15 protein-coding genes and 1 riboswitch are annotated in these 22,503 nt (G+C 66.0%); of the genes, 7 read left to right on the top strand and 8 right to left on the bottom strand.

Features of this window, described 5'->3' with window-relative positions:
• Nucleotides 1-241: 241 nt before the first annotated feature.
• From UAJ10_RS01045 to UAJ10_RS01020, 6 genes are all read left to right on the top strand, one after another.
• Entirely contained in the window at nt 242-1,702 is a 1,461-nt protein-coding gene (locus tag UAJ10_RS01045) for an SAM-dependent methyltransferase (protein WP_322913408.1), read from the top strand.
• Between the two features lie 273 nt (nt 1,703-1,975).
• The gene (locus UAJ10_RS01040; RefSeq protein WP_322913407.1) at nt 1,976-5,722 is read left to right on the top strand and encodes a sensor histidine kinase; all 3,747 of its coding nucleotides are present in this window, start codon (nt 1,976-1,978) and stop codon (nt 5,720-5,722) included.
• A 181-nt stretch (nt 5,723-5,903) separates the two neighbouring features.
• Nucleotides 5,904-6,746: a p-hydroxycinnamoyl CoA hydratase/lyase gene (locus UAJ10_RS01035; RefSeq protein WP_322913406.1), complete on the top strand. Its 843-nt coding sequence runs from the start codon at nt 5,904-5,906 to the stop codon at nt 6,744-6,746.
• 140 nt (nt 6,747-6,886) lie between these two features.
• Nucleotides 6,887-8,344 (top strand): aldehyde dehydrogenase, encoded by a 1,458-nt coding sequence (locus UAJ10_RS01030; protein ID WP_322913405.1) that lies wholly within the window; start codon nt 6,887-6,889, stop codon nt 8,342-8,344.
• Between the two features lie 270 nt (nt 8,345-8,614).
• Nucleotides 8,615-9,136, top strand: a complete 522-nt coding sequence (locus UAJ10_RS01025; RefSeq protein ID WP_322913404.1) for a MarR family winged helix-turn-helix transcriptional regulator — start codon at nt 8,615-8,617, stop codon at nt 9,134-9,136.
• A 161-nt stretch (nt 9,137-9,297) separates the two neighbouring features.
• Nucleotides 9,298-9,378, top strand: a riboswitch (Fluoride riboswitch).
• Between the two features lie 78 nt (nt 9,379-9,456).
• A complete protein-coding gene (locus UAJ10_RS01020; protein WP_322913402.1) occupies nt 9,457-10,839 on the top strand; it encodes a voltage-gated chloride channel family protein in 1,383 nt (460 codons plus the stop codon).
• Here UAJ10_RS01020 and UAJ10_RS01015 read toward each other — a convergent pair.
• From UAJ10_RS01015 to UAJ10_RS00995, 5 genes are all read right to left on the bottom strand, one after another.
• Nucleotides 10,836-11,687, bottom strand: coding sequence for a ParB/RepB/Spo0J family partition protein (locus UAJ10_RS01015; RefSeq protein WP_322913400.1), 852 nt, complete (start codon nt 11,685-11,687; stop codon nt 10,836-10,838). The genes UAJ10_RS01020 and UAJ10_RS01015 overlap by 4 nt on opposite strands.
• Entirely contained in the window at nt 11,677-12,435 is a 759-nt protein-coding gene (locus UAJ10_RS01010; RefSeq protein WP_322913398.1) for a ParA family protein, read from the bottom strand. The genes UAJ10_RS01015 and UAJ10_RS01010 overlap by 11 nt, the downstream gene beginning before the upstream one ends.
• Nucleotides 12,436-12,497: 62 nt before the next feature.
• Nucleotides 12,498-12,707: a hypothetical protein gene (locus UAJ10_RS01005; RefSeq protein WP_322913396.1), complete on the bottom strand. Its 210-nt coding sequence runs from the start codon at nt 12,705-12,707 to the stop codon at nt 12,498-12,500.
• 116 nt (nt 12,708-12,823) lie between these two features.
• Nucleotides 12,824-14,077, bottom strand: a complete 1,254-nt coding sequence (locus UAJ10_RS01000) for a replication initiation protein (RefSeq protein WP_322913394.1) — start codon at nt 14,075-14,077, stop codon at nt 12,824-12,826.
• Between the two features lie 1,009 nt (nt 14,078-15,086).
• Entirely contained in the window at nt 15,087-17,858 is a 2,772-nt protein-coding gene (locus UAJ10_RS00995) for a hypothetical protein (protein ID WP_322913392.1), read from the bottom strand.
• A 211-nt stretch (nt 17,859-18,069) separates the two neighbouring features.
• Between UAJ10_RS00995 and UAJ10_RS00990 the strand changes: the two genes are divergently transcribed.
• Nucleotides 18,070-19,800, top strand: a complete 1,731-nt coding sequence (locus tag UAJ10_RS00990) for a hypothetical protein (RefSeq protein WP_322913390.1) — start codon at nt 18,070-18,072, stop codon at nt 19,798-19,800.
• Between the two features lie 5 nt (nt 19,801-19,805).
• Here UAJ10_RS00990 and UAJ10_RS00985 read toward each other — a convergent pair whose 3' ends face one another.
• From UAJ10_RS00985 to UAJ10_RS00975, 3 genes are read right to left on the bottom strand one after another with little or no spacing between them, the layout of a single operon-like run.
• On the bottom strand, nt 19,806-20,240 hold the full coding sequence (locus tag UAJ10_RS00985; RefSeq protein WP_322913388.1) for a GtrA family protein: 435 nt from the start codon (nt 20,238-20,240) through the stop codon (nt 19,806-19,808).
• The gene (locus UAJ10_RS00980) at nt 20,240-21,517 is read right to left on the bottom strand and encodes an NAD(P)/FAD-dependent oxidoreductase (protein ID WP_322913386.1); all 1,278 of its coding nucleotides are present in this window, start codon (nt 21,515-21,517) and stop codon (nt 20,240-20,242) included. Before UAJ10_RS00980 ends, UAJ10_RS00985 begins: the two co-directional genes overlap by 1 nt.
• A gap of 21 nt (nt 21,518-21,538) precedes the next feature.
• Nucleotides 21,539-22,492, bottom strand: a complete 954-nt coding sequence (locus tag UAJ10_RS00975; RefSeq protein WP_322913384.1) for an NAD-dependent epimerase/dehydratase family protein — start codon at nt 22,490-22,492, stop codon at nt 21,539-21,541.
• Nucleotides 22,493-22,503 lie beyond the last annotated feature (11 nt).

Below are 22,503 nucleotides of genomic sequence, written 5' to 3'. Positions count from 1 at the left end.
GAAGCCCCTCTGATCCGCAGGTCAGCACTCATCCCCCGCGGGCACTATGGTCCAACTATCCACCCGATTGCAAAGGTCCATTAACGCACCATTGACATGGACCATCCCGCCGCCTTCCACAGGCCACGGCGACCCCGGCGCGATGGGGGATTCCGTCCGGATGCCATATTCCATCTACCCGTTCTGATTGTAGACTGGTAGCTTATCTGCCCAACTACAAACTCAACCGATGGGGGTAGTGATGCCGGACACCAGAATTGCCGATACGCAAGCGATCCTGACTGAAACCAAAGCGAAACAATCCAGCGGAAGCCTGGCCATTGTGGGCACCGGCATCCAGGCCCTGGGTCATCTGACCCGTGAAGCCGAGGGCCACATCCGCCACGCCGACGTCGTGTTCCACTGCATCCGCGACCCGCTGATGCTGGCCGATCTGCACGCCCTCAACCCCAACGTCGTCGACCTCACCACCCTGTACGGCGCGGACAAGCGCCGCAGCCTGACCTACGTGCAAATGGCCGAGGTGATGGTGGCCGAGGTGCGGTCCGGCCGCCGCGTGACCGGCGTCTTTTACGGCCACCCCGGCTTCTACGTCGCCCCCGCCCGCCTGGCCCTGACCACCGCCAAGGCCGAGGGCTATGACACCTGCCTGCTGCCGGGCGTGTCGTCGCTGGACTATCTGTTCGCCGACCTGCGCGTGGACCCCAGCCAGTCCGGCTACCAGGCCATGGAGGCCACCGACTTCCTGCTGCGCAACCGGCCGCTGGTCACCAGCGGGCATGTCGTGCTGATGCAGGTGGGCCCGGTGGGCGACCTGTTCCGTCCGGTGACCGACAACCTGGAGCGCCGCGCCATCCTGTTCGAGCGCCTGATCGAGATTTATGGCGAGGACCACCCCTGCGTGGACTATGTCGGCGCCACCCGCCCGGGGCAGAAGCCGGTGCTGCGCCGGCTGAAGCTGGGCGCGTACCGTGACCCGGCCAACCTGAAGCGGCTGAGCAAGGCCAGCACGCTGTACATCCCGCCCAAGGACAGCCTGGACAACGACATGGCCATGGCGGAGCGGCTGGGCATCAGTTCCATGGTGGGCAAGCCCCTGCCGGTGCCGGCGGAGCAGTCGGCCCCCATCACCTTGGTGCCGTCCACCCCGCCCGCCATGTCCCAGGCCTACTTCAAGGCCATGCAGCGGATCGCCCTGGACCCCGATGCGGCCCAGTCCTTCCGTGCCGACCCGGTGCGCTATGTCACCAGCTTTGGCGCGCTGAACGCCGATGAGCAGCGCTGGCTGGCCGCCTTCGCCAAGCCGGCGGCGCCGGTGAAGGTCGTCGCCGCCGTCGAAGAGGTTCAGGACCAGAACGTTTCGACCGAGGACGTCCAGGATCAGAACGTTTCCACGGAAGACGTGCAGGACCAAAACGTCTCCACCGAGGACGTCCAGGATCAGAACGTTTCCACGGAAGACGTGCAGGATCAAAACGTCTCCACCGAGGACGTCCAGGACCAGAACGTCTCCACGGAAGACGTGCAGGATCAAAACGTCTCCACGGAAGACGTGCAGGATCAAAACGTCTCCACCGAGGATGTCCAGGATCAGAACGTGTCCGTGGAAGACGTGCAGGACCAGAATGTCTCCGTCGAGGATGTTCAGGATCAGAACGTTTCGGTCGAAGACGTCCAGGACCAGAACGTCTCCGCAGAATAAAAGCAGGTGAAATTAGTGCGGGGTCTTGGCAGAAAGTCTGGGTACGGCACCGTATCCGGCCTGGCTTGCCAAGGCCCCGCTTTCGCCGGGAGGCACATATCGCGCTAGACTGATCGATCATTACCCTGACGCCGCCGCTTGACGTATAAGATGAGCCTCATGCTGAATTTCGTTCAGGAAATTGGAAGATCGCTCAATAAAATCGGGCGCGTTGGCGTGCTGGTCGCTGTCTGTTTACCAATTTTCGCCGCCGCGCCGGCGCGTGGTGCTGAGATGTGGCGCAATTCGGTCATCGACCTGTTCGCCCGGTATAACGAAGACAAAGGCAAAAGCATCGAATACATCACGGCCATCCAGCAGGACCGCGAGGGCTTCCTGTGGGTGGGCACCGCCGGCGACCTGGCGCGTTTCGATGGCTATCACTTCAAATCCTACGGCGGCGGGGCCACCGGGCCCTATGGCCAGCCCGACAGCAACATCCGCACCCTGCACACCGACGTCCAAGGGCGGTTGTGGGTGGGCACCAGCGCCGCCGGGCTGGTGCGCTACGACGCCGCCACCGACCGGTTCGTGCGCGTGCCGCTGGACACCATGAGTCACATCGACGTCCGTAGCATCGAGGATGACGGCGCCGGCGGCCTTTGGGTGGGAACCGAGGGCGGCCTGGACCACTTGGCCGCCAACCAGGAACCGGCCACGCATTTGCACGGCGCCGACAACCCGGCGGGCGGTGTGGTGGGTGACAAGATCCAGGCGCTGAAGCGCGACCACCTGGGATATCTGTGGGTGGGAACGGCCAACGGCCTGGCCTATCTGCCGCCGGGGCAGGCGGAATTCCGCAGCCTTACCTTGCCGCGGTCCGCGGCCATGGATGGCGTGACCACCTTTTACGAGGATAGCCACGGCCGCCTGTGGCTGGGCACCAGCCGCCACGGCGTGCTGCTGCTGCAGGTGGACCAGGCGGGCGAGCCGCAGTTCCAGGCCGTGCCTGCCTCTTTCGCCAGCGTGGCTGGCGACTGGGTCAAGGCCATCCTTGAAGTGCAGCCCGACGTCTTCTGGGTCGGCACCATGGGCGATGGCCTGCTGGAGGTGGACCTGGCCAGCGGGGGCGCCAAGGCCATCAAGCGCAACCGCACGGTGCCGGACAGCCTGCTGAACGACAACATCCTGTCGCTATACAAGGACAAGGCGGGCCTGGTCTGGGTGGGGACCTATCCGGGGCTGTGCCGCTTCGATCCCTCCGCCCAGGCCTTCCGCTTCCTCACCCCCATCTCCTCCAACCCCCAGACGGAGGACCGCAGCGCCCATTCGCTGATGGTCACGCCGGACGGCAAGCTGTGGTTGGGCCGCGGCCGGGGCGGTGTCGACGTCCTGGACGCTTCGGGGCAGCTGGTCTCCCACCTGGCCTCCGACCCCGCCAACCCGGAACACGCCTTGCCCGCCAAGGTGGCCCGGTCCTTCGCGCTTCAGCAGAACGGCACCGTGTGGATCGGCACCCGCGATGGCCTGTACCGCACCGATCTCAGCGCCGGCGCCGTGCACCTGACGCGGGTGCCGGGGCTGGACGCCGCCCTGAACATTTCCAGCCTGCAGTGGGACGGGACCCAGCTGTGGATCGGCGATTCCAACGTCGGCGTCTGGGCCTACAATCCCGCCACGGGGACCGCCCGTCCGCTGGGCCAGGGTACCGGCGGCTTGCAGGACCAGCGCATCACGGTGCTGCAACTGGCGGATGACCACGGCCTTTGGATCGGCACCTACAGCGGCCTGTACCTGGCCAGCATCGACAGCGGCACGGTGCAGAAGATCGACCTGGACAGCGGCAACCCCACCACCCTGACCAGCCACAACATCGCGTCGCTGGCCACCGACCGCCAGGGCCGGCTGTGGGCCACCATCTACGGCCAGGGTGTCGCCATGATCGGCCAGCCGGGCGCCAACGGCCGGCGTCCGGTGAAGTTCCTGGCCAGCGATGTGGAGCCCTTGCTGGCCACCGCCAACGCCGTGGCCCAGGACGAGGACGGCTTCATCTGGGTGTCCACCGACACCGGCGTCGTCCGCATCGATCCCATCACCATGGCCATCCGCCCCTTCCAGCGGTCGGACGGCGTGTGGCTGACGACCCACTGGTCCACGTCCGTCGCCAAGGGCCCCAACGGTGAAATCCTGTTCGGGGCGGAGGACGGCGTCACCCTGATCCACCCGCGCCTGCTGGCGGACTGGACCTATGTGCCGCCGGTGGTGGTGACCCAGGCCTTTATCGGCCGGCGGCAGGTTCCGGGGTGGCAGGTGGCCCACGCCACCACGCCCCTGACGATCCACCCGGACGACCACGGCTTCCGCCTGGAGATCGCCTCGTTGGACTTCTCCGCCCCGGAGCGCAACCGCTACGCCTACAAGCTGGAGGGGCTGGACCGGGACTGGCTGGAAATCGACGGCAACTGGCGGCAGATCGCCTATACCAACCTGCCGCCCGGCAATTACACCCTGCGGGTGCGGGGCAGCAACCGCAGCGGCCAATGGTCGACGGCGGAGCTGACGGTGCCGCTGGCCATCCTGCCCGCCTGGTACCAGACCTGGTGGGCGCAGATGGTGGGCATCGTCGCCCTGGCCGGTGCCGTCGGCCTGCTGGTGCGGGGCCGCACCGCCATCCTGCGCCGCCGCCAGCAGGAGCTGGAGGCGGTGGTGGCGCAGCGCACGGTGGAGCTGACGGAGGCCAACGCCGCCCTGACCCAGTCCGCCGCCATCCTGCGCCGCCTGGGCGACGCCGGGCAGGACATCACCGCCACCCTGATCCTGGACGCGGTGCTGAGCACGCTGAAGCGCTATGTGGGTGAGCTGCTGACCGGCCACCGCCTGGTGCTGTACCGCCTGCAGGGGTCGTATCTGGAACCCGCCACCGCCGACGGCAGCGCCGTCGAGCCGGTCTACCTGGATGATCCCCACTCCCTGCCCGCCCGCGCGGCGCAAAGCCGGCAGGAGTTGACGGAGACGGTGGAGGATGGTGTGGCCCTGGCCTATCCGCTGGTGGTTGAAAACCGCGTGCTGGGCGTGCTTGTGGTGGTCGCCGACCATGCCTATGGCGACCGGGAGCAGATGATCTTCCGCACACTGTGCGCCTATAGCGCCATCGCCCTGGAAAACGCGGAATCCTACCGCCGCGCGGAAACCGCCTGGATGGAAACGGCCCAGGCCCTGGCCGATTTGCGCACCACCCAGTCCAAGCTGATCCAGCAGGAAAAGATGGCCTCGCTGGGCCGCCTGGTGGCCGGCGTGGCGCATGAGGTCAACACGCCCCTGGGCGTGGTGCTGACCGCCGCCGGCAGCCTGCGCGGCAGCCTGGAGGATGTGCGCGACAACATCGCCCAGGGCAAGCTGACCCGCAACGCCCTGGAAACCGGGCTGGAGGAATGGTCCGACCTGGCCGACCTAGTGGAACGCAACACCAAGCGCACGGCGGCCCTGGTGAAAAGCTTCACCGCCATCGCGGCGGAGGACGGCGAAAGCAAGGTGACGGAGGTCGACCTGTCCACCCTGCTTCCCGATGTGGCCAACGTGGCGCGAACCGCCTTGGCCCAAGGCGCCATAGAGCTGACGGTGGACGTGCCTTATGGCCTGGTGGTGCCCACGGTGCCGGAATCCCTGGTGAACGCCCTGACGCATATCCTGGCCAACACCGCCGACCATGCCTTCGACCCTGGCGCCCATGGCCACGTCACGGTCACGGCCTCGGCCGAGGGCGGCGTGGTGCTGATATCCGTGACCGACAACGGGCGGGGCATTCCCGCCGAGGTGCTGCCCCACATCCTGGACCCCTTCTTCACCACCGCCCGTGGCCGTGGCCATCCCGGCCTGGGCCTGCACGTGGCCTACAACCACGTGACCCAGCGGCTGAAGGGCAACCTGACGGTCGACAGCGTGCTGGGCCAGGGCACCACCGTCACCCTGGTCATCCCGTCGATGATCGGCGCCAGCCTGAGCGCCAGCGCGGCCGATCGCCTGCGCGCCTTTCGTGCCTGATCCCTGACACCCGGATTCCGCGCCCGTCCCACCACCCAGGGCCGACCGGCATTTGCGACGTCGCAATGCGGGTACCCGCCCCGTGCGATCTATTGCACCCATAATAGTTATTCTATATAAGTTAATCACCGGCCGTGAACCGGCCCTTGAAGGAAATGCAGTTGAGGAGGCCCCGAGGCCCATGTCCCAGTCCAAATATGCGGATCGCTGGAAGACCGTCCTGGTCGATGTCGTGGACGGTATCGCCTGGGTCACCCTCAACCGGCCGGACAAGCGCAACGCCATGAGCCCGACCCTGAACCGGGACATGGTCGACGTGCTGGAAACGCTGGAACTGGACGCCGACGCGCAGGTGGTGGTGCTGACCGGCGCCGGCGACGCCTGGACGGCGGGCATGGATCTGAAGGAATATTTCCGCGAGATCGACGCCGGCCCGGAAATCCTGCAGGAAAAGGTGCGCCGCGACGCCTCGACCTGGCAATGGCGGCTGCTGCGCATGTATTCCAAGCCGACCATCGCCATGGTCAACGGCTGGTGCTTCGGCGGCGCCTTCTCCCCCCTGGTGGCGTGCGACCTGGCCATCTGCGCCGACGAGGCGGTGTTCGGCCTGTCGGAGATCAACTGGGGCATCCCGCCGGGCAACCTGGTCAGCAAGGCCCTGGCCGACACCATCGGCCACCGCGCCGCCCTGCACCTGATCATGACGGGCGAAACGTTCACCGGCCAGGAGGCGGCCCGGATGGGCCTGGTGAACAAGAGCGTGCCACGCGACCAGTTGCGCGATGAGGTTACCAAGCTGGCCCAGGTCCTGCTGGCCAAGAACCCGGTGGTGCTGCGCGCCGCCAAGCACGGCTTCAAGCGCTGCCGCGAGCTGACGTGGGAGCAGAATGAAGACTACCTGTATGCCAAGCTGGATCAGGCCCAGCTGCGCGACCCGGAAAAGGGCCGGGAACAGGGCCTGAAGCAGTTCCTGGACGACAAAAGCATCAAGCCCGGCCTGCAGACCTACAAGCGCGGCGCTTGAGAGGCGGGGCCTGCACGCCCCCAGGCGGTAAGGATAAGCGCCGCCGCCAGTCCCCCGGGAAGCTATCCTTACGTCCCGGGGGACTGGCGGCGACCGGTGACACCGATAAACCCCAACGATAATTCCCTGGGAGGGGACCGATGACGACCACCACCATCGGCCTGCTGATCGGCGGCCGCGACGTGCCCGCCACCGGCGGCGCCACCTTCACCCGTGCCAACCCCGTCAGCGGCAAGGTCGTGACCACCGCGGCCGCGGCCACCCCCGCCGACGCCGATGCCGCCGTGGCCGCGGCCCAGGCCGCCTTCCCCGCCTGGGCGGCGCTCAGCCCCGGGGAGCGGCGACAGCGCCTGCTGAAGGCGGCCGACCTGATGGACGCCCGCACGGCGGATTTCATCGCCATCGGCGCCGCGGAAATCGGCGGGATGCCCAACTGGTACGGCTTCAACGCCATGCTGGCCGCCAACATGCTGCGTGAGGCGGCGGCCATGACCACCCAGATCAATGGCGAGGTCATCCCCAGCAACGTGCCGGGCAGCCTGGCCATGGCCCTGCGCCAGCCCAGCGGCGTGGTGCTGGGCATCGCCCCCTGGAACGCCCCCGTCATCCTGGGAACGCGGGCCATCGCCACGCCGCTGGCCTGCGGCAACACCGTGGTGCTGAAGGCCAGTGAGCAGTGCCCGGCCACCCATCGCCTGATCGGCCAGATCCTGACCGAGGCCGGCCTGGGCGACGGTGTCGTGAACGTCGTCACCAACGCGCCCGCCGACGCCCCGGCCATCGTGGAGCGGCTGATCGGCAACCCGGCCGTGCGGCGGGTGAATTTCACCGGCTCCACCGGCGTGGGCCGCATCGTCGCCCAGTTGGCGGCCAAGCACCTGAAGCCCGCCCTGCTGGAGCTGGGCGGCAAGGCGCCGCTGCTGGTGCTGCACGACGCCGACCTGGACGCGGCGGTGCAGGCCGCCGCCTTCGGCGGCTTCTTCAATCAGGGTCAGATCTGCATGTCAACGGAGCGGCTGGTGGTGGACGCCCGCGTCGCCGACGCCTTCGTGGATAAGCTGGCGGCCAAGGCCCGCACCCTGACCGCTGGCGACCCGGCTACCCCGGGTTCCATCCTGGGCGCCCTGGTGAACGCCCAGGCCGGGCAGCGCATCAAGGCGCTGCTGGACGATGCCGTGGCCAAGGGCGCCCGTATCGCCGCCGGCGGCACGGTCGACGGCGCCATCATGCAGGCCACGGTGGTGGACGGCGTGACGCATGAGATGAAGCTCTATGCCGAGGAATCCTTCGGGCCCGTGGTCGCGGTCATGCGCGTCGAGGGCGATGAAGAGGCCATCCGCGTGGCCAACGACAGCGAGTATGGCCTGTCGGCCGCCGTGTTCAGCCGTGACGTCGCCCGCGCCCTGACCGTGGCGCAGCGCATCGAGTCCGGCATCTGCCATATCAACGGCCCCACCGTGCATGACGAGGCGCAGATGCCCTTCGGCGGCGTGAAAAGCAGCGGCTACGGCCGCTTCGGCGGCAAATGGGGCGTGGCCGAGTTCACGGAGCTGCGCTGGGTCACCATCCAGACCGGCCCTCGGCATTACCCGATTTGAGTGTCGTGAAGCCGGCCATCCTTACCGCCTGGGGGATGGCCGGCACCTTCCCTGCCGAAACCCACCGGCGCCATGCCGGGGAACGTTGGGCGAGCGGTGGTTCCCCTGGACGACCAGGACAATTACCGGGATACTTCCATCAACGCCATTTGCACCAACGCCATGGGCACCAACGCTATTGGCCCCGCCGCCCCGGCTGATATAAGGGCCTGAACCGATCACCCGCCCTACCCTTTCACGCCCGCACCGCTTTTGTTTGAGACCGCTCCCATGCCGGCCCTGAAGAACACCACGCCCGCCACCGATGTGCTGACAGCCGAGGAAGGCCCCGACGAGTCCCTGTCCGCCACGGCCAAGGCGGAAACGGCGCTGGACTGTTCAAAGCTGGAGCGGTTCGTGGGCTTCAACCTGTCGCGGGCGGAAACCCTGGTCCGGCGTCTGGTGCTGGAGCATCTCGCCCCTTGCCAGCTGACCTTGGCGGAATTCTCGCTGCTGAGCCTGGTGAGCGTGAACAAGGGCGTGAACCAGCGCCAGGCGGGCGAGGTGCTGGAAATCGCCCCGCCCAACATGGCCCACCTGGTCGATCGCTTGGCCAATCGGGGCCTGTTGAAGCGCGTGCGCGGCCGCCAGGACCGCCGGGTGCAGATGCTGAGCCTGTCTGAGGCGGGGCAGGAACTGCTGGTCCAAGCCGAGGGGCTGGTGGAAGAACAAGAGGCCAAGGTGTCCGCCGTCCTGACGGCGGAGGAGCAGACCCAGCTCCTGGCCCTGTTGAACAAAATCCGCACCCTGTAGCGGCGCGCGCGACTCGGCGCATCACGCAAGTTAAAAACTCTTTAGCTTTCTTTCCGCCTGCCTGTATGTAGCGACTCGGGTCTTTGCACCCAATTCGATACCCTTCGCGACTCAGGTGCGGCGCGGTGGGCCGTTGACAGGCGACACCGGCATCCGTAATAGCTGCTTCCGGCAATGGATTTCTGCCTGGCCGTTCCGCGGCCGAACCGCCCCGTTCTGTGGCTGATGATTCCTACCCTCGGTGTTTCGCCACCTGACGGTTGGAGTCTGTCCGCAGTGTCCGTGCCCTATCCTTACTTCATCAATTCCGGGTTCCGCTCATGATCCCCCGTCGCCTGTTGGCCTCGTGGGCCGCGCAGACGCGCGCCCTGTTGAAATGGCTATGCCTGACAGCCCCGGTCGCCGCCCTGATCGGCAGCGCCTGCGCGCTGTTCCTGTGGAGCCTGGATTGGGCCACCCAGGCCCGCTTCGACCACCCCGCCCTGCTATACGCCCTGCCCCTGGCCGGCGTCGCCATCGTCTGGGTCTATGGCCGTTTCGGTGGGCGGGCCGACGGCGGCAACAATCTGATCGTGGACCAGATCCATGAGCCCGGCGCCGGTGTGCCCCTGCGCATGGCGCCGCTGATCCTGGCCGCCACCGTCGTCACCCATCTCTTCGGCGGCTCGGCGGGCCGCGAAGGCACGGCGGTGCAACTGGGCGGCAGCTTGGCAAGCGGCTTCACCCGCCTGGTGAAACTCTCCTCCGGCGATACCCGCCTGGTGCTGATGGCCGGCGTGGCCGCCGGATTCGGCGCGGTGTTCGGCACGCCCATCGCCGGTGCCGTCTTCGCGCTGGAGGTGCTGAGCCTGGGCCAGGTGCGCTATGAGGCGCTGCTGCCTTGCCTGATCGCGGCCTTGGTCGGCGACTGGACCTGCCACGCCTGGGGCATCGAGCATACCGCCTACGCCATCGCCGCCGGCGACGGCGGTTTTCACCTGCAAGGCGGACTGCTGGCCAAGGTGACCTTGGCGGCGGTGATCTTCGGCCTGGGCGGCCTTGTCTTTTCCGAGACCTCGCACAGCGCGGCGGCGCTGGTGCGCCGCCTCTGTCCCCGGCCCTTGCTGCGCCCCGTGCTGGGTGGCGTGCTGCTGATCGCCTTCGTCCACATCCTGGGCACCCGTGATTATTTGGGTTTGGGCGTCTGGTCGGCCGATCCGGGGGCGATCACCCTGCCCGGCCTGTTCCAGGCCGCGCCCTACCACCCCTTCAGCTGGCTGTGGAAGGCGCTGTTCACCATCACCACGCTGGCCACGGGCTTCAAGGGTGGCGAGGTCACGCCGCTGTTCTTCATCGGCGCCGCCCTGGGCCATGCCCTGGCCGGCGTGATGGATGCCCCGACGGACCTGCTGGCCGGCCTGGGCTTCGTGGGGCTGTTCGCCGCGGCGGCCAACACGCCCCTGGCCTGCACCCTGATGGGGATAGAGCTGTTCGGCGCCGCGCACACCCCTTACATCGCCGTCGCCTGCTTCGTCGCCTATGCCTTCAGCGGCCACTCCGGCATCTACTTGTCACAGCGCATCGGCGTGCCCAAGGCTCGGCTGGCCCCATCCTTACCGCTTGGGGGCACGTTGCGGCAGGCCCGCGACCTACCGCCAGCCCCCCTCACCCTGCATCGTCAAATCCGTGTGCTCCTGAAGCGCCGATTGCGACGTCGCAATTAGCGGAGGATTTCGTCCAGCCGCTGGCGCAGCTTCTCCAGCCGCTCGCGGTCCTTGGCCGCCAGGCCGTTGGGGCCGGCCGACACCTGCGCCAAGTCCCGCTCCATGCGCGTGATCAGGCGGCCGGCGGCCGGGGCCGCCTTGGGCAACGCCGCCTCGGCCGGCTTGTTGGCCGCGCGCAAGGCCTTGATGGTGGCGCCCCCCTTGATCAAACCCCACAGGCGATGGCGGGCGGCGTCATCCTCGGCGTCCGCCAGGATGAACAGGTGGCTCTTGCTCACCTGGTCGCGATAGTCTGGATATTCAGCCAGGATGCTGTCCGGCAGGCGCACCAGGGCCAGCAGGCGCGACACTTCAGACTTGCTGAGTCCCACGGCACCGGCCAGCTGGTCCTGGGTGTAGCGATGGGTCTCCCCCAGGCGGCTCAAGCCCCACGCCACCTCCAGCGTGTCCAGGTCCTGGCGCTGCAGGTTTTCGATCAGTGCGATCTCATCGACGCCGCCCTGGGTCACAATGGCGAAGATGGTGGCCTTCCCCAACAGGCGATGGGCGCGCCAGCGGCGCTCACCCGCGGCGATAAGATAACCACCCTCCGCCCGCTTGCGCACGACGATGGGCTGGATCAGGCCCTGGGCGGCAATGCTGTCGGCCAGCTCGCGCAGCGCCGTCTCGTCGAAATGGCGGCGCGGCTGGTCGGGGTTAGGGAACACCTGGTCCAGGTCCAGTTCCACCAGTTCCGGAAAATCCTCCGACGTGCCGTACAGCTTGTTCAGCGGCTTGGCCGTGGCGGGCAACAGGCTGGCCGCCGTCGCCGCCAGGGCGGGATTGCTGCGGGCCAGTTTACGCGACATGGGCGACGTCCTCTCCATCCGCCTCAAGCAGGGCTTGGGCAACCTCGCGGAAAGGTGCCACGGTTGCGGGGTCGGATGCCACATCGATGGTGGGCTGCCCGGCGGCCACGGACTGGGGGAAGATGGTGGCGCGCGGCACGGGGGTGAAGATGCGGATGGCGCCGCCGAACCGCGCCTCCAGGTCGGCCAGGGTGGCGCGGTCCTGGGTATGGCGGGCGGTGAACATGGTGGGCAGGATGCCGATGACGCTGAGGTCCGGGTTGCCGCGCCGACGCACCTTGCTGATGGTGTCCAGCAGCAGGGGCACGCCCATGAGGGCCAGCATCTCCGTCTGCACAGGGATCAACACGCCGTCGGCCGCCGCCAGGGCGTTCAGGGTCAGCATGCCCAGGTGGGGCGGGCAGTCGATCAGGATATAGTCATAGGCCCGGCGCACCATGGCCAACCGTTCGCGCAGCACCAGCGTGCCCATGGGCTCGGCGATCAGCTCCGTCTCCGCCGCCGACAGGAGGATGGTGCTGGGCAGCAGGTGGAAGCGCCCCTCGCATACCGGCACGGCCGCCTGGCCCGTCGCCTGGTCCTTCAGCATGACGTGATAGGTGGTTTTGCCCGCCTCCGACATGTCGGCCTGGCTGATGCCCAGGTGTACCGTGGCGCTGGCCTGCGGGTCGGCGTCCACCAACAGCACCCGCTGGCCCAAGGCCGCCAGGGCGGCGCAAATGTTGACCGAGGCGCTGGTCTTGCCCACGCCACCCTTCTGGTTGGACAAGGCGATGATGGTGGCCGTCTGACGGGCGCGGCGACGGGGGGTCAGCAGGTCGATGACCGCCTGAGGGATCTCTCCCCGCCGGTTTCCCAGCGGCTGATGCGACCCTTATCGTACTTGCGAGCCAGGCTGGCGTTCAGCCAGTCGGCGAAGGTCTGCTGGGTTTCACCACGCGCTTCCCGCGCGATCCGCAATGCGGCGCCATCCATGGCCGTCCCTTCCGTTTTGAGCCCCAAGATGTTGGGCGTCAGCATAGTGGCGCTAAATTGGCGGCGTCAACATGTCTCGTTGTGTTACGTCAACGTCACGAACCTGGTTGCGACGTCGCAACCACGGTGTCGCAACCACGGCCCCGGTCATCATCCTTACCTCACGGGGCGGGGTCGGCCGCCTTATCCTTACGGCGCGGGGGTGCCACGATCTCCACCCCGGTGATGGACCCGGAGGTCAGCGAAACCAGGACGCTGCGGATGCTGGGCTCATGGTTCATGCGTGCCGTCTGCGCCGTGGCCGGATGGCCCGCCACCAGCACCAGCCGGCGTTCGCCCCGCGCCGTCTCCTCGATGCGCTCCACCTCCAGGTCGCGCAGCAAGGGGGCAGGAACGTTCTTGGCCAACAGCGCGTGGCGGGCGGCGGCCCACAGGGCGTTGGCATCGTCGGCGTCGGGCAGGGGCGTGGCCTCGACCACCGCCGGCTCCAGCTTCTCCACCTTGCCGATGCGCCGCGCCCGCCGGCCCACGCTGTGCCGTTCCCGCTCCAGGAAGGTGTCGGCCACCTCGTCCTCGTCCTTGGCGAAGAAGTCCAGCGTGACCTCCTCCACCTTGCGGCCCCGGCGCACCATCTTGGCCTCCGGCATTTCCACGCGGAAGGGCGCCAGCTGGTTCACCTCGGCGATGGCGCGGTCGATGGTGCGGGTGCGCAGGATGCCGAAGTCCTTGTACGCCCCCTCCGGCACGTTCAGCAGGCGGCGCAGGGTATCGATGTCCAGCGCCAGGGAGGGAAAGTCCATCTGGTAGCGCTGCATGCCGATCTCATAGAGCTTCAGCGCGTAGGTGCTGGTGACCTTCACCATGGCCGGGCCGGACAGCCTGGCCCACAATTTGGAGGCGCGCTGCAGTTCCAGGAAGGCGTCGGTGAACTGGAAGTGGATGTCGGCGCTGTCGCTCTCGATCTCCTCCTCCGGCCGGACATAACTGCTGAGGATGCGCAGCTCGGCGCGGGACCGGCGGCCGCGGAAGGGGCCGATGACCACCAGGCTGGACTCGTAAATCTCCTTCACCGCGTCGAAGATGCGCTCGTTGCCCTTGTGGTTGCCGCGCACAACCTTCTTGGGCAGGCGATAGAGCTTGTTGGCGAAGTTCTGGCTGCCGGCCAGGTGGATCATGAAGTTCAGCATCTTCTGCGCCGGCAGGGACAGGCGTGAGCCGTTGGCGGGGTAGGAATAGACCGCCTCCGCCGCCTTGATCAGATGCTTGTAGCCATCCCGTTCGAACGTCGCGGCCGCCACCTTGGCCGTCAGGCCCAGCGCGTTCTCCTCCGCCAGCGCCGGGACGGAGGTGTCCATGCCGCCGTCCATGTCGATGACGATGCCCGGCCCCGCCACGTCCTGCGGCCGATAGGGCATGAGGGCGTCCCTGGTCGCGGCCGTTGCGGGCGACACCAAGCGGTCAGCCGCAGGCCCCGCCGGCATTGAAACCGACGGCCTCAAGACCGGTTTATCGCTTTTGCGCGCCATGCCATCATCCCGTGAACGAATGGCGGCACTGTAGGGGCTTCCTTACATGGGCCGCAAGTAAGGAAAGGGTGGAAACCCCTGATTTGCCAGTTCCTTACCGCGCGGGGGCATTGCAGCACCGCGCCCTTACGCCCTGGGGCGGCAGGCGACTCGCCCCCACCGGTAGGGATATCGCCCCCGGCTGGTAAGCATAAGGTGCCAAAACCCCAGGGTTTGCCTGGGCTTGCGCGTCCTAAAATCCTTTTTGAAAGGGAACACTCTAAAATAGACAGTAGATTTGAGGGCAAAAGCATCAACAAAGCCCACCCGGATGCCTTACCGGCCCCATGCGATTCGTCGGATAAGGACCTGCGACTCGTCGGGTAAGGATGGCCGCTCCAGACCCACCCGAATCACGTGTGCGTACCCGGTCTCATCTTCCTTACTCGCTGGGGGAAGCCTTACCGCTTGGGGGCGATGGCGCGATCATCCTTACGGCCTGGGGGTTCTTACCGGCGCTGATCCTTACGGCGCGGGGGAGGGGCAGGTGGCCATTCGACGGAAAAGTGGGCAACAACCCCTTGAAATATCGGCTAGAAGAGCTGCTATGGGCTCGATAAGCCAGAAACGCGCCACAATACCCGCAGGCGGTAAGGCAAATGCCCTGACCGTTGGAGAATCAAGGAGTCGCAGGCCCCCGAGCGGTAAGGATACCCGAGGCGCCGACGGAAAACCGCCTGCAATCGTCCTCCGGCGCGACTCGACCCCAGCGCGTAAGGATAGGGGGCCTTGCGCGAGTCTCTCCCCTGGCGCCCTCTCCCCCAGAGAGTAAGGATAGCCCCCGGGACGTAAGGTTCATTGGGCGGGTATTCAACGGTATGGCCCGCCCGACTCCACCTTCATATGGTCACGAGGCGGCTCAGACCGACGCTCCTGGGCTTGAGGGGCGCCCGCCGATACGTCCGTCCCACCAGTTGGCTGCCATTAGAGCGACCAGGCCGAGTACGAGAAGAACATAGCCCAGCGATATGGAAGGCGGTTGAAAGCGGAAGGTGACCACCGACCGGCCGGCGGGCAGGTCGATGCGTTGGAACAGGGGCCCGTCGGCAGCCACGGCCTGGGGGGAGCCATTCACCGTGGCCGACCATCCCGCCATGGCCAGTTCCAGCCGGCGTAGGGGGACGGCGGTGGGGCAGTCCGCCACTAGCGCTTCGCGTGATTGAATGCTCAGCGTACAGCCTTCGGCGGCAAAGTAAGGCGCCGGGTTGTCCAACTCATACACCGTCATCACGCGGTCGTGGAACACCGGATGCAAGGGGCCTTCGGCGTCAAGGGTCAGCGAGAGCTTGGGGGCAAACCCGTCGAACGCGAAGCCGCCATCCAGCGCCAGGGTGCGCGTGCTGTCCGGCAGCGCCGGATACATCCACAACACCAGGGGCTGGGTGCCTCCCGTCCTTTGCAGATCCAGCCGGGCCTGACCGCCAGCGACGGTCAGGCCGCTATCCAAGGGGATGGAGACGTAGGCGTTGTCGGCCGGATGGTCCAGGACGAGCGATCCCTGGGCGCAAGTATCGACCGCGCACAGTTTCACCGTCAGCCGACCGTCGCTTTTACCCCCATACGTGCCCAGGAAAAGGCCCACCTGAGTCACGGTCCCGCGGTTGGGCAGGGGCACCATGAAGGCGGCGTGGCCATCCGGCGGCAAGGGCCCGGCGCTGTTGCCGCTTTGCTGCGCGGCGCTGCCGGGAGGTGTCCAATCACTGGCGTTGGTCGGCCCCCCGAGAACGTACTTCACACCCAACTGTCGATAGGCGTCCAGGTTGCGCAGCAGGTTATCGAGAGCCGTCGGTCCGCTGGCTGACGCCCGACTGAAGCCGGTGAACAGCACGTCTATGGTATTGTCGTCCAGATGTTTGACTACATGATCGACCCAGGCGCGGGGTAGCGGCATATCATTGTGATTGATGCCGGCGATACCAAAATAAGCGCCGTAGTTGGGCGTCACCGGACCCAGGGAATAAAAGCGCTGTTGACCCAGATGCTGTTGCAAGAAGGTCACCCCCCGCGTTTCCACCACGGCGGCCGAGGGCAGGCTGCGCAAAGGCACAATGAACAGCAGCATCGCCTCCAAACCGGCCAGGATGGCCACCAGTAGGGCGCGATGTCTGGTTGCCAGGGGCAGTCCACCCAGCAGAGCGAAGCCACCCAGCACAGCTTCCCCCACCATCAAAGACCGCTGGAACCAAGGGGTGAGTGGCAGGCCGACGAGGGTGGGCGCGGCTGGAGTCAGGGCCGCGACCGTTACCGCGAAGGCTGCGGCCAGGCCGGTCCAGAATTGCCAACCGGGGCGTCGCGCCGACGCGGTGGCCAGATCCTGCACCGCGAAGCCCGCCAGGACGCTCAACGAGAACTGCCACGAGGCGCAGAAATAACGGAAAAAGGCCGCCGTTCCGACAGCGGGAATGCTGGTGACCAAGGGAGTGATGACGGGGGCGCCGTAGGTCGCGGCCATGGTCACGGCCGCCCAGGTGGCCAGGGCCAGACGAAGGGCGCGATACGTGCCGTCGCGCAGGGCACCGGCGGCGCCGACCAGCCCCAGGGCCACCAGGGCCATGCCGGCATAGCCGCCGACATTGCCCCAGAAAGCGCCGTTGCCGACAGGGATGGGCAGTTCGCCCAAATGGCCGAAAAGATAGGGCAGCGTCAGGTTGACGATGTTGCCAGCCGGCAGGTGCATGTGCCGGAAGCCGTCGCCGCCGTGCCCGCCGACATTGGCCACCAACAGGAAATCGGTGAAGGCGATCAGGATGGGCGCCGACAGCAGCATCCCCACGACGGCCCCCCCTGCCACGCCTGACAGATAGCGGGCGCCAACCCGGACAGAGCCCAAGCCAATTAGGCGGACCAGGGTCCAAACACCGATCAACAAGCCATTCAGGTAAGCCGTTTCAGGAAAGCCGGCATACAGCGACAGTGCCAGGCCTACGGGAATCCAGCACCAACCGGTGGAATGACCCGCCAACCCGTCAGGGGGTTGGGAAAAGCGGGCGCGCACCGCTTCCACCCCCAGCAGGATCATAGGTAGAAAGGCGATGGGATTGATAACGGCGTTGGCCAACCAGGCGTAGGTGCCGTTGAATTCGTATAATACACCGACCAGGGTCGCCGCGACCGTGCCCATCCCCAGGCGGCGCATCAGCAGTACCGTAAAGATGCCGGCGATGATCTGAAGGATGATGTGCATGTATAGCTGACCGTTAGGCAGGGCCAGCAGCGGTGTCAGCGGAAACAGGGCGGCGGATTGCATCTCCCCCGCCAAGGGCATGCCGACGCCTTGGAAATAGTTCCACCACGGCATGTGGCCGCTCAGCAAATCCAGCGCGGCGCGATGGCCCAGGGTCTGGCTGGTGAACGCTATATTCGGATCCAGCGTCGGATTGCCCGGATGGGCCATCGTCAACTCGCTTGCCAAGCGACTGTAAAGCGGTGTCGGATCGGCGATCCGCAGCCCCAGGATTAGAGGCAGCTTCACCAAAACGGGGGCCAGAATGACCAGGGCCAGGGCCAGTCGATCGGTCCAGTTGGTACGGCCGGTATTATTTCGCATGCGCTGCCTAATGACGTGGTAACCGTTTGAAGGTGGCGCCCAAGCCTGCAATAGGTAAAAGAAGGGCGCTGCGCGCTTCCCCAACGCGACTACCGCTTTTCACGCCTGTCCAAAGAGCTGTCAAGGAAAGTCGGGGGCCGCCGGCCCGGCCGCCCTAACGCAACGGCATGCCCGCTTCACCGTAGCATTCCTGCTAATTTCAATGATATAGGTGGCGCGCTGCGTGCACTCATTTCGTGCCAGGGCAGCGCAGTTTTTACTGAACGGACCTGGAATAAAGATCGGTACGACGGATATGATTGACGCCGAGTGGTTCTCCAACGTTATTTTTCTTCTGTCTTTTACACTTGTAATCCTAGCGTTGACTTATTTGCCGTCGGCGGTCGCTCTCATGGGCGGCAGCAGGTGGCTCAAATTACCGGCTGAAAGAATTGTGTTGGCTGGCGTCAGCTATGGCGTGGCGGGTTACATCACCTTTTTCGCTTATTTCTTTTCCCAAGCCATTGGCACGACCGTCACCTTGATAGGGGCCATGGCTTTCGTTGCCGCCGGCATCTGCGCTTGGCGCGCGGGATGGCTGCGGAAGGAGCGGCTGGCCAACGATCCGGCGTTGACCGCGCTGGTGCTGGTTGGTCTGTTCACCCTGGCCCTCAGCGCCGCCGGTTTGGTTTATGGTGGCATGGGGGACGTCCTCCGGACGGCGGCTGTGCGCTTCTCGCATCACCTCCCCATAGACAATGCGTTGCCGCGTCTGTTTGAGGACGGCCTTTACCATAACTACATTCCCAGGCCTCTGACCGGTGACTGGCTGACCAGTGACCGTCCGCCGCTGCAGACGGGGCTGGCGCTGGAAGTGGCACCGCTAGCGGTTCAGGCGGGGTGGCGCCATGACATGGCGTATGAGCTGGCATCAATCGGCGCGCAGGCGTTTTTCCTGCTGGGACTGGCGGCGTACCTGGCGGTCTGGCGGTTGAAAGGCGGGGCCATTGCCGCCGGTCTCGTGGCCTGCGCCTTTTCCTCGGTCGCCATCATAAACGGATTCTTCGTATGGCCGAAGCTGATCGCAGCGGGTTTCATCCTGATGACGGCGGCGCTGCTGCTTTCTCCCTATTACCATGAAATCCGGACCAGCTGGCGCCATGGGGCCCTGGTCGGCGCCACGGCCGCCCTGGCGATGCTGAGCCACGGAAGCACGGCCTTCATCCTGCTGGCCGTGGTCGCCGTCTTCCTTGCCATGGGGCGAATCCCCACCTGGCGTTTCATCCTGGCTGGCGGCGTTTGTTTCATCGCCCTGATGCTGCCCTGGTCCCTCTATCAGGCCCTGGTCGATCCGCCTGGCAACCGGCTGCTGAAGTATCATTTGGCGGACGTGACCCAAGTCGATCCCCGCGGCACCCTGGAAACGTTGCGCGACGTTTACGGGCCGCTATCCTGGCAACAAATCCTTCAAACCAAGTGGTTGAATTTCAAGCAGATTTTCAACGCTGCGTGGGATATCCCCACATGGATCGGGGATGCCGGCGCGGCTCTGCTAGCCGGCGACAGCGCGCGCTATCACAGCCTGACCGGGGGGCTGCGCGGGGGGCAGTTCTTCATGGTGTCCAGCGTCGTCAGCGTGTTTTACCTGGGCTTGCCGGCCGTGCTGCTGGTTGTGCGCCGGCAAGGGGAGGCCGCCCGTTTCGTATTGGTCACGGGGAGCGTGTTCCTGCTGACGGCGGTGGTGTGGAGCCTCGCCATGTTCAAGGAAGGCTCCACCATTATCCATCAGGGCGCCTTGGCCATGCCGCTGATGGCGATCGCGGCCGGCGCCGTCGGGCTTTACGCCCTTGCGCCCTGGCTGGCCTTCATCGTGACGGGGGCGGAAGTCGTGGTCAGCGTCGCGGTGTTCGGCATTGGTTTGCCGGATGATTTTATCAAGGAATATCACGAGCCGCTGCTCAACCCGGGTATGGCCGTCGTGGCCGCGCTGGGCGCGATCGGCTTCATCCTGGTCTGCCGGCGGCTGGGACGGCAGCTGGAGGCCTGACAACCTTATTTGCGGAACGAAAAGTGGCGGTGGCCGAAGTAGCTGGTCACGACCGGTGACAGCACGCCAATGACGTGGGCAATGTCCTCGGCGTGCCAGGTGAGGCCCGCCGCCGGGAAAGCCAGGCGGGCCAGGCCTTCGCTGACCAGCCAGACCTGTGCCGCCGCCACGGCGTTGACCAGGCAGAACCGGATGAATTCCTCATGGGCCTTGCGTCCCGACGCCTCGAACACGAAGCGGCGGGACAGCAGGTAGGCCGTGACCATGCCGAACAGATAGGCCACCAGGACGGCGATCTCGAACGGCATGACGCGGTTCAGCAGATAGCGCGCCACCACGTTCACGCCGGCGGAGAAGCCCCCCACCAGCAAGAAGCGGGCGAACTCGCTGGCCAGCAGACGGTCCAGCGGCGATTGGGGCTTGGTCACGGCCTTGTCCATCACAACGCGTCCACCATGCGCTTGGCGAAGCGGATGCTTTCGGCGATGCCCCGATCCTCGGGGTAGTAGTAACAGGTGTCGGCCACCTGCAGGCCGGCGATCTCGGTCTTCACCGGCGGCAGCTTGTTCAGGAAATCGGGCTCGCATACCGGCTGGGCGTAACGCAGGCGTCCGACGTGGGTGTCGATCAGATCCGCGTCGGTCAGGGCCGGATTCAGGCGGCGCATGCAGGCCATGGTTTCCGCTACGAAATCGGCGTCCGACCATCCCCACTTGCGGTGGCTGTGCGGCATGTAATACGGGATGTAGACCACTGTGTCGGGCAGGGGCCGGAGGTTGGAGAACTCGATGATGCCGGGGATCTCCATCGTCGGGTCGTTCACGTTCAGCCAGAAGTGCCGGGTGACCGGCCGCTTCAGTTTCAGCATGACGCAGACCACGCCGATATTCTTGATGGCGTCGTACTTGTCCTTGGTGGACTGGGTGAAGGTTGGGACGAGGCCCGCCACGTAGGGCGTGGGCACGGTGCAGATGACGGCGTCGGCGGGGAAGAAGCCTTGCGCCGTGCGTACGCCCGTCACCCGACCGCCCTCGGCCACGATCTCCTCCACTTTGGCGCCCAGATGCAGGCTGCCGCCGCGTCGCGTGATGTCGGCGGCGAGGGCCTGGACCAGCGTTTCCGACCCGCCCTCCAGATACCCCAGTTGTTCCTTCATCAGGGACTGGCGGGAATTGCCGATGCGGCGGATGCGGGTGGCGATCCAACTGGCCGAGACGTTGTCGGCGTACTCGAAGAACTTCAGGTCCAGCAACCGCTTCCACAGCACGTTGAACGGCTTCTCGCCGGCGCCGCGCTTGAACCAGGTGGCGGCGTCCAGATGCTCGATGGACTGGAAATCGCGGGCTTTGGTGGTCAGGAACATCTGCAGGCCCAGGCGCAGCTTGTCGATGGGCCCCAACAGGGGGAAGGACAGCAGGGCCAGCGGGTCGCCCCAGCGGTAGTGCTTGCCGTCGATGAAATAGCCCATGGAGGTGGTGCGCCATTTTAGCGTGTCGGCGATGCCCAGCTCGGCCAGAAGGTCGAAGGTCGGCTGGTCCGACTTGCAGATGAAATGGTAATAGCGCTCGATGCTGAGGCCGCCGAAATCGAAGTGCGCCGCCATGCCGCCGGGCTGGGTGTCGACCTCGTAGACCGCCACCTCATGGCCGGCCTTCAGGGCATAATGAGCGGCGGCCAGGCCCATGGCGCCGGCGCCGATGACGGCAAGTTTAGCCATTGCGGGAAAACCCTTCGAAAATCAGAAGTCGAGGACGACGCTGGCGTAGCGCGGGTCGTTGAAGGTGACGGACAGGGCCTCGTCCAGCGGGGTGGAGCGCACGCCGAAGATGCCGGGCCAGTCGATGACGATGAATTCGTCGGGCGTCACCAAGGCCTTCAGTTGCTTGGTGGTGAAGGGCGGGTTGCGATCGACCAGGGCGTAGATCGACAGCAGCGCGTGGAACAGGCCATAGGGGATGCGCAGCAAGGGCGTCTTGGCGCCCACCGCCTTGCGCAGGGCGCGGATCAGCTCGATGTAGGTGATCTTCTGCTGGCCCGAGATATCGTAGGTGCCGGTGCGGCGACCTTCCAAGCAGGCGATGATGATGGCGCTGAAATCCCCCACATACAGCGGCTGGCGGATGTAGCGGCCGGAACCGGGGATTGGGAAGACCGGCACCTTCTGCATGAAGCGGGCAAGCCAGCCCAGATGCTTGCGGTCGAACCAGCCGAACATCAGGGTCGGACGCAGGGTGACGTGGGGGATGGGGCTGGCATCCACCAGCTTTTCCTGCGCCTTCTTGCTCTCGGTGTAGAAGTCCACCGCCATGGAATTCACGACGGAGGAGCTGGCGTGGATCAGGTAGGGCACATCCGCAGCCTGCATGGCGGCCAGCACCCGTTCCGTCGCCGTGATGTTGTTGTCCTCGAACTCGGCCCAATCCAGGCCGCCGATCTGGGCGTGCATCTGGATCAGGGCGGCGGCCCCTTTCAAACTGTCTTGCCAGCCGTCGTCATGGGCCAGGTCCGCCTGAATGACGGTGAGGTCCGGATGCATGCGGGCCAGCGCCGGGGTGTTGGCCGGATGCTTGTCGATGCACACGATGTTGGTATAGCCAGCGTCTTTCAGGCGGACCACCAGGTTCTGGCCCACCAGGCCGGCGGCGCCGGTGATGACGATCTTGCCCGTGGGCTTATCGGTGGGGCTGGGCATCAGATTTTCAT

This window comes from Nitrospirillum guaranorum (genome assembly GCF_034653275.1).
Classification (GTDB): Bacteria; Pseudomonadota; Alphaproteobacteria; order Azospirillales; family Azospirillaceae; genus Nitrospirillum.
Note: the sequence above shows the minus strand (reverse complement) of the source record. Positions and strands in the feature narration are given on the sequence as shown.

Coding starts and splice junctions, on each gene's coding strand:
- UAJ10_RS01045 (WP_322913408.1), top strand. CDS start 242: ATGCCGGACACCAGAATTGCCGATACGCAAGCGATCCTGACTGAAACC.
- UAJ10_RS01040 (WP_322913407.1), top strand. CDS start 1,976: ATGTGGCGCAATTCGGTCATCGACCTGTTCGCCCGGTATAACGAAGAC.
- UAJ10_RS01035 (WP_322913406.1), top strand. CDS start 5,904: ATGTCCCAGTCCAAATATGCGGATCGCTGGAAGACCGTCCTGGTCGAT.
- UAJ10_RS01030 (WP_322913405.1), top strand. CDS start 6,887: ATGACGACCACCACCATCGGCCTGCTGATCGGCGGCCGCGACGTGCCC.
- UAJ10_RS01025 (WP_322913404.1), top strand. CDS start 8,615: ATGCCGGCCCTGAAGAACACCACGCCCGCCACCGATGTGCTGACAGCC.
- UAJ10_RS01020 (WP_322913402.1), top strand. CDS start 9,457: ATGATCCCCCGTCGCCTGTTGGCCTCGTGGGCCGCGCAGACGCGCGCC.
- UAJ10_RS01015 (WP_322913400.1), bottom strand. CDS start 11,687: ATGTCGCGTAAACTGGCCCGCAGCAATCCCGCCCTGGCGGCGACGGCG.
- UAJ10_RS01005 (WP_322913396.1), bottom strand. CDS start 12,707: ATGCTGACGCCCAACATCTTGGGGCTCAAAACGGAAGGGACGGCCATG.
- UAJ10_RS01000 (WP_322913394.1), bottom strand. CDS start 14,077: ATGCCCTATCGGCCGCAGGACGTGGCGGGGCCGGGCATCGTCATCGAC.
- UAJ10_RS00990 (WP_322913390.1), top strand. CDS start 18,070: ATGATTGACGCCGAGTGGTTCTCCAACGTTATTTTTCTTCTGTCTTTT.
- UAJ10_RS00985 (WP_322913388.1), bottom strand. CDS start 20,240: ATGGACAAGGCCGTGACCAAGCCCCAATCGCCGCTGGACCGTCTGCTG.
- UAJ10_RS00980 (WP_322913386.1), bottom strand. CDS start 21,517: ATGGCTAAACTTGCCGTCATCGGCGCCGGCGCCATGGGCCTGGCCGCC.
- UAJ10_RS00975 (WP_322913384.1), bottom strand. CDS start 22,492: ATGCCCAGCCCCACCGATAAGCCCACGGGCAAGATCGTCATCACCGGC.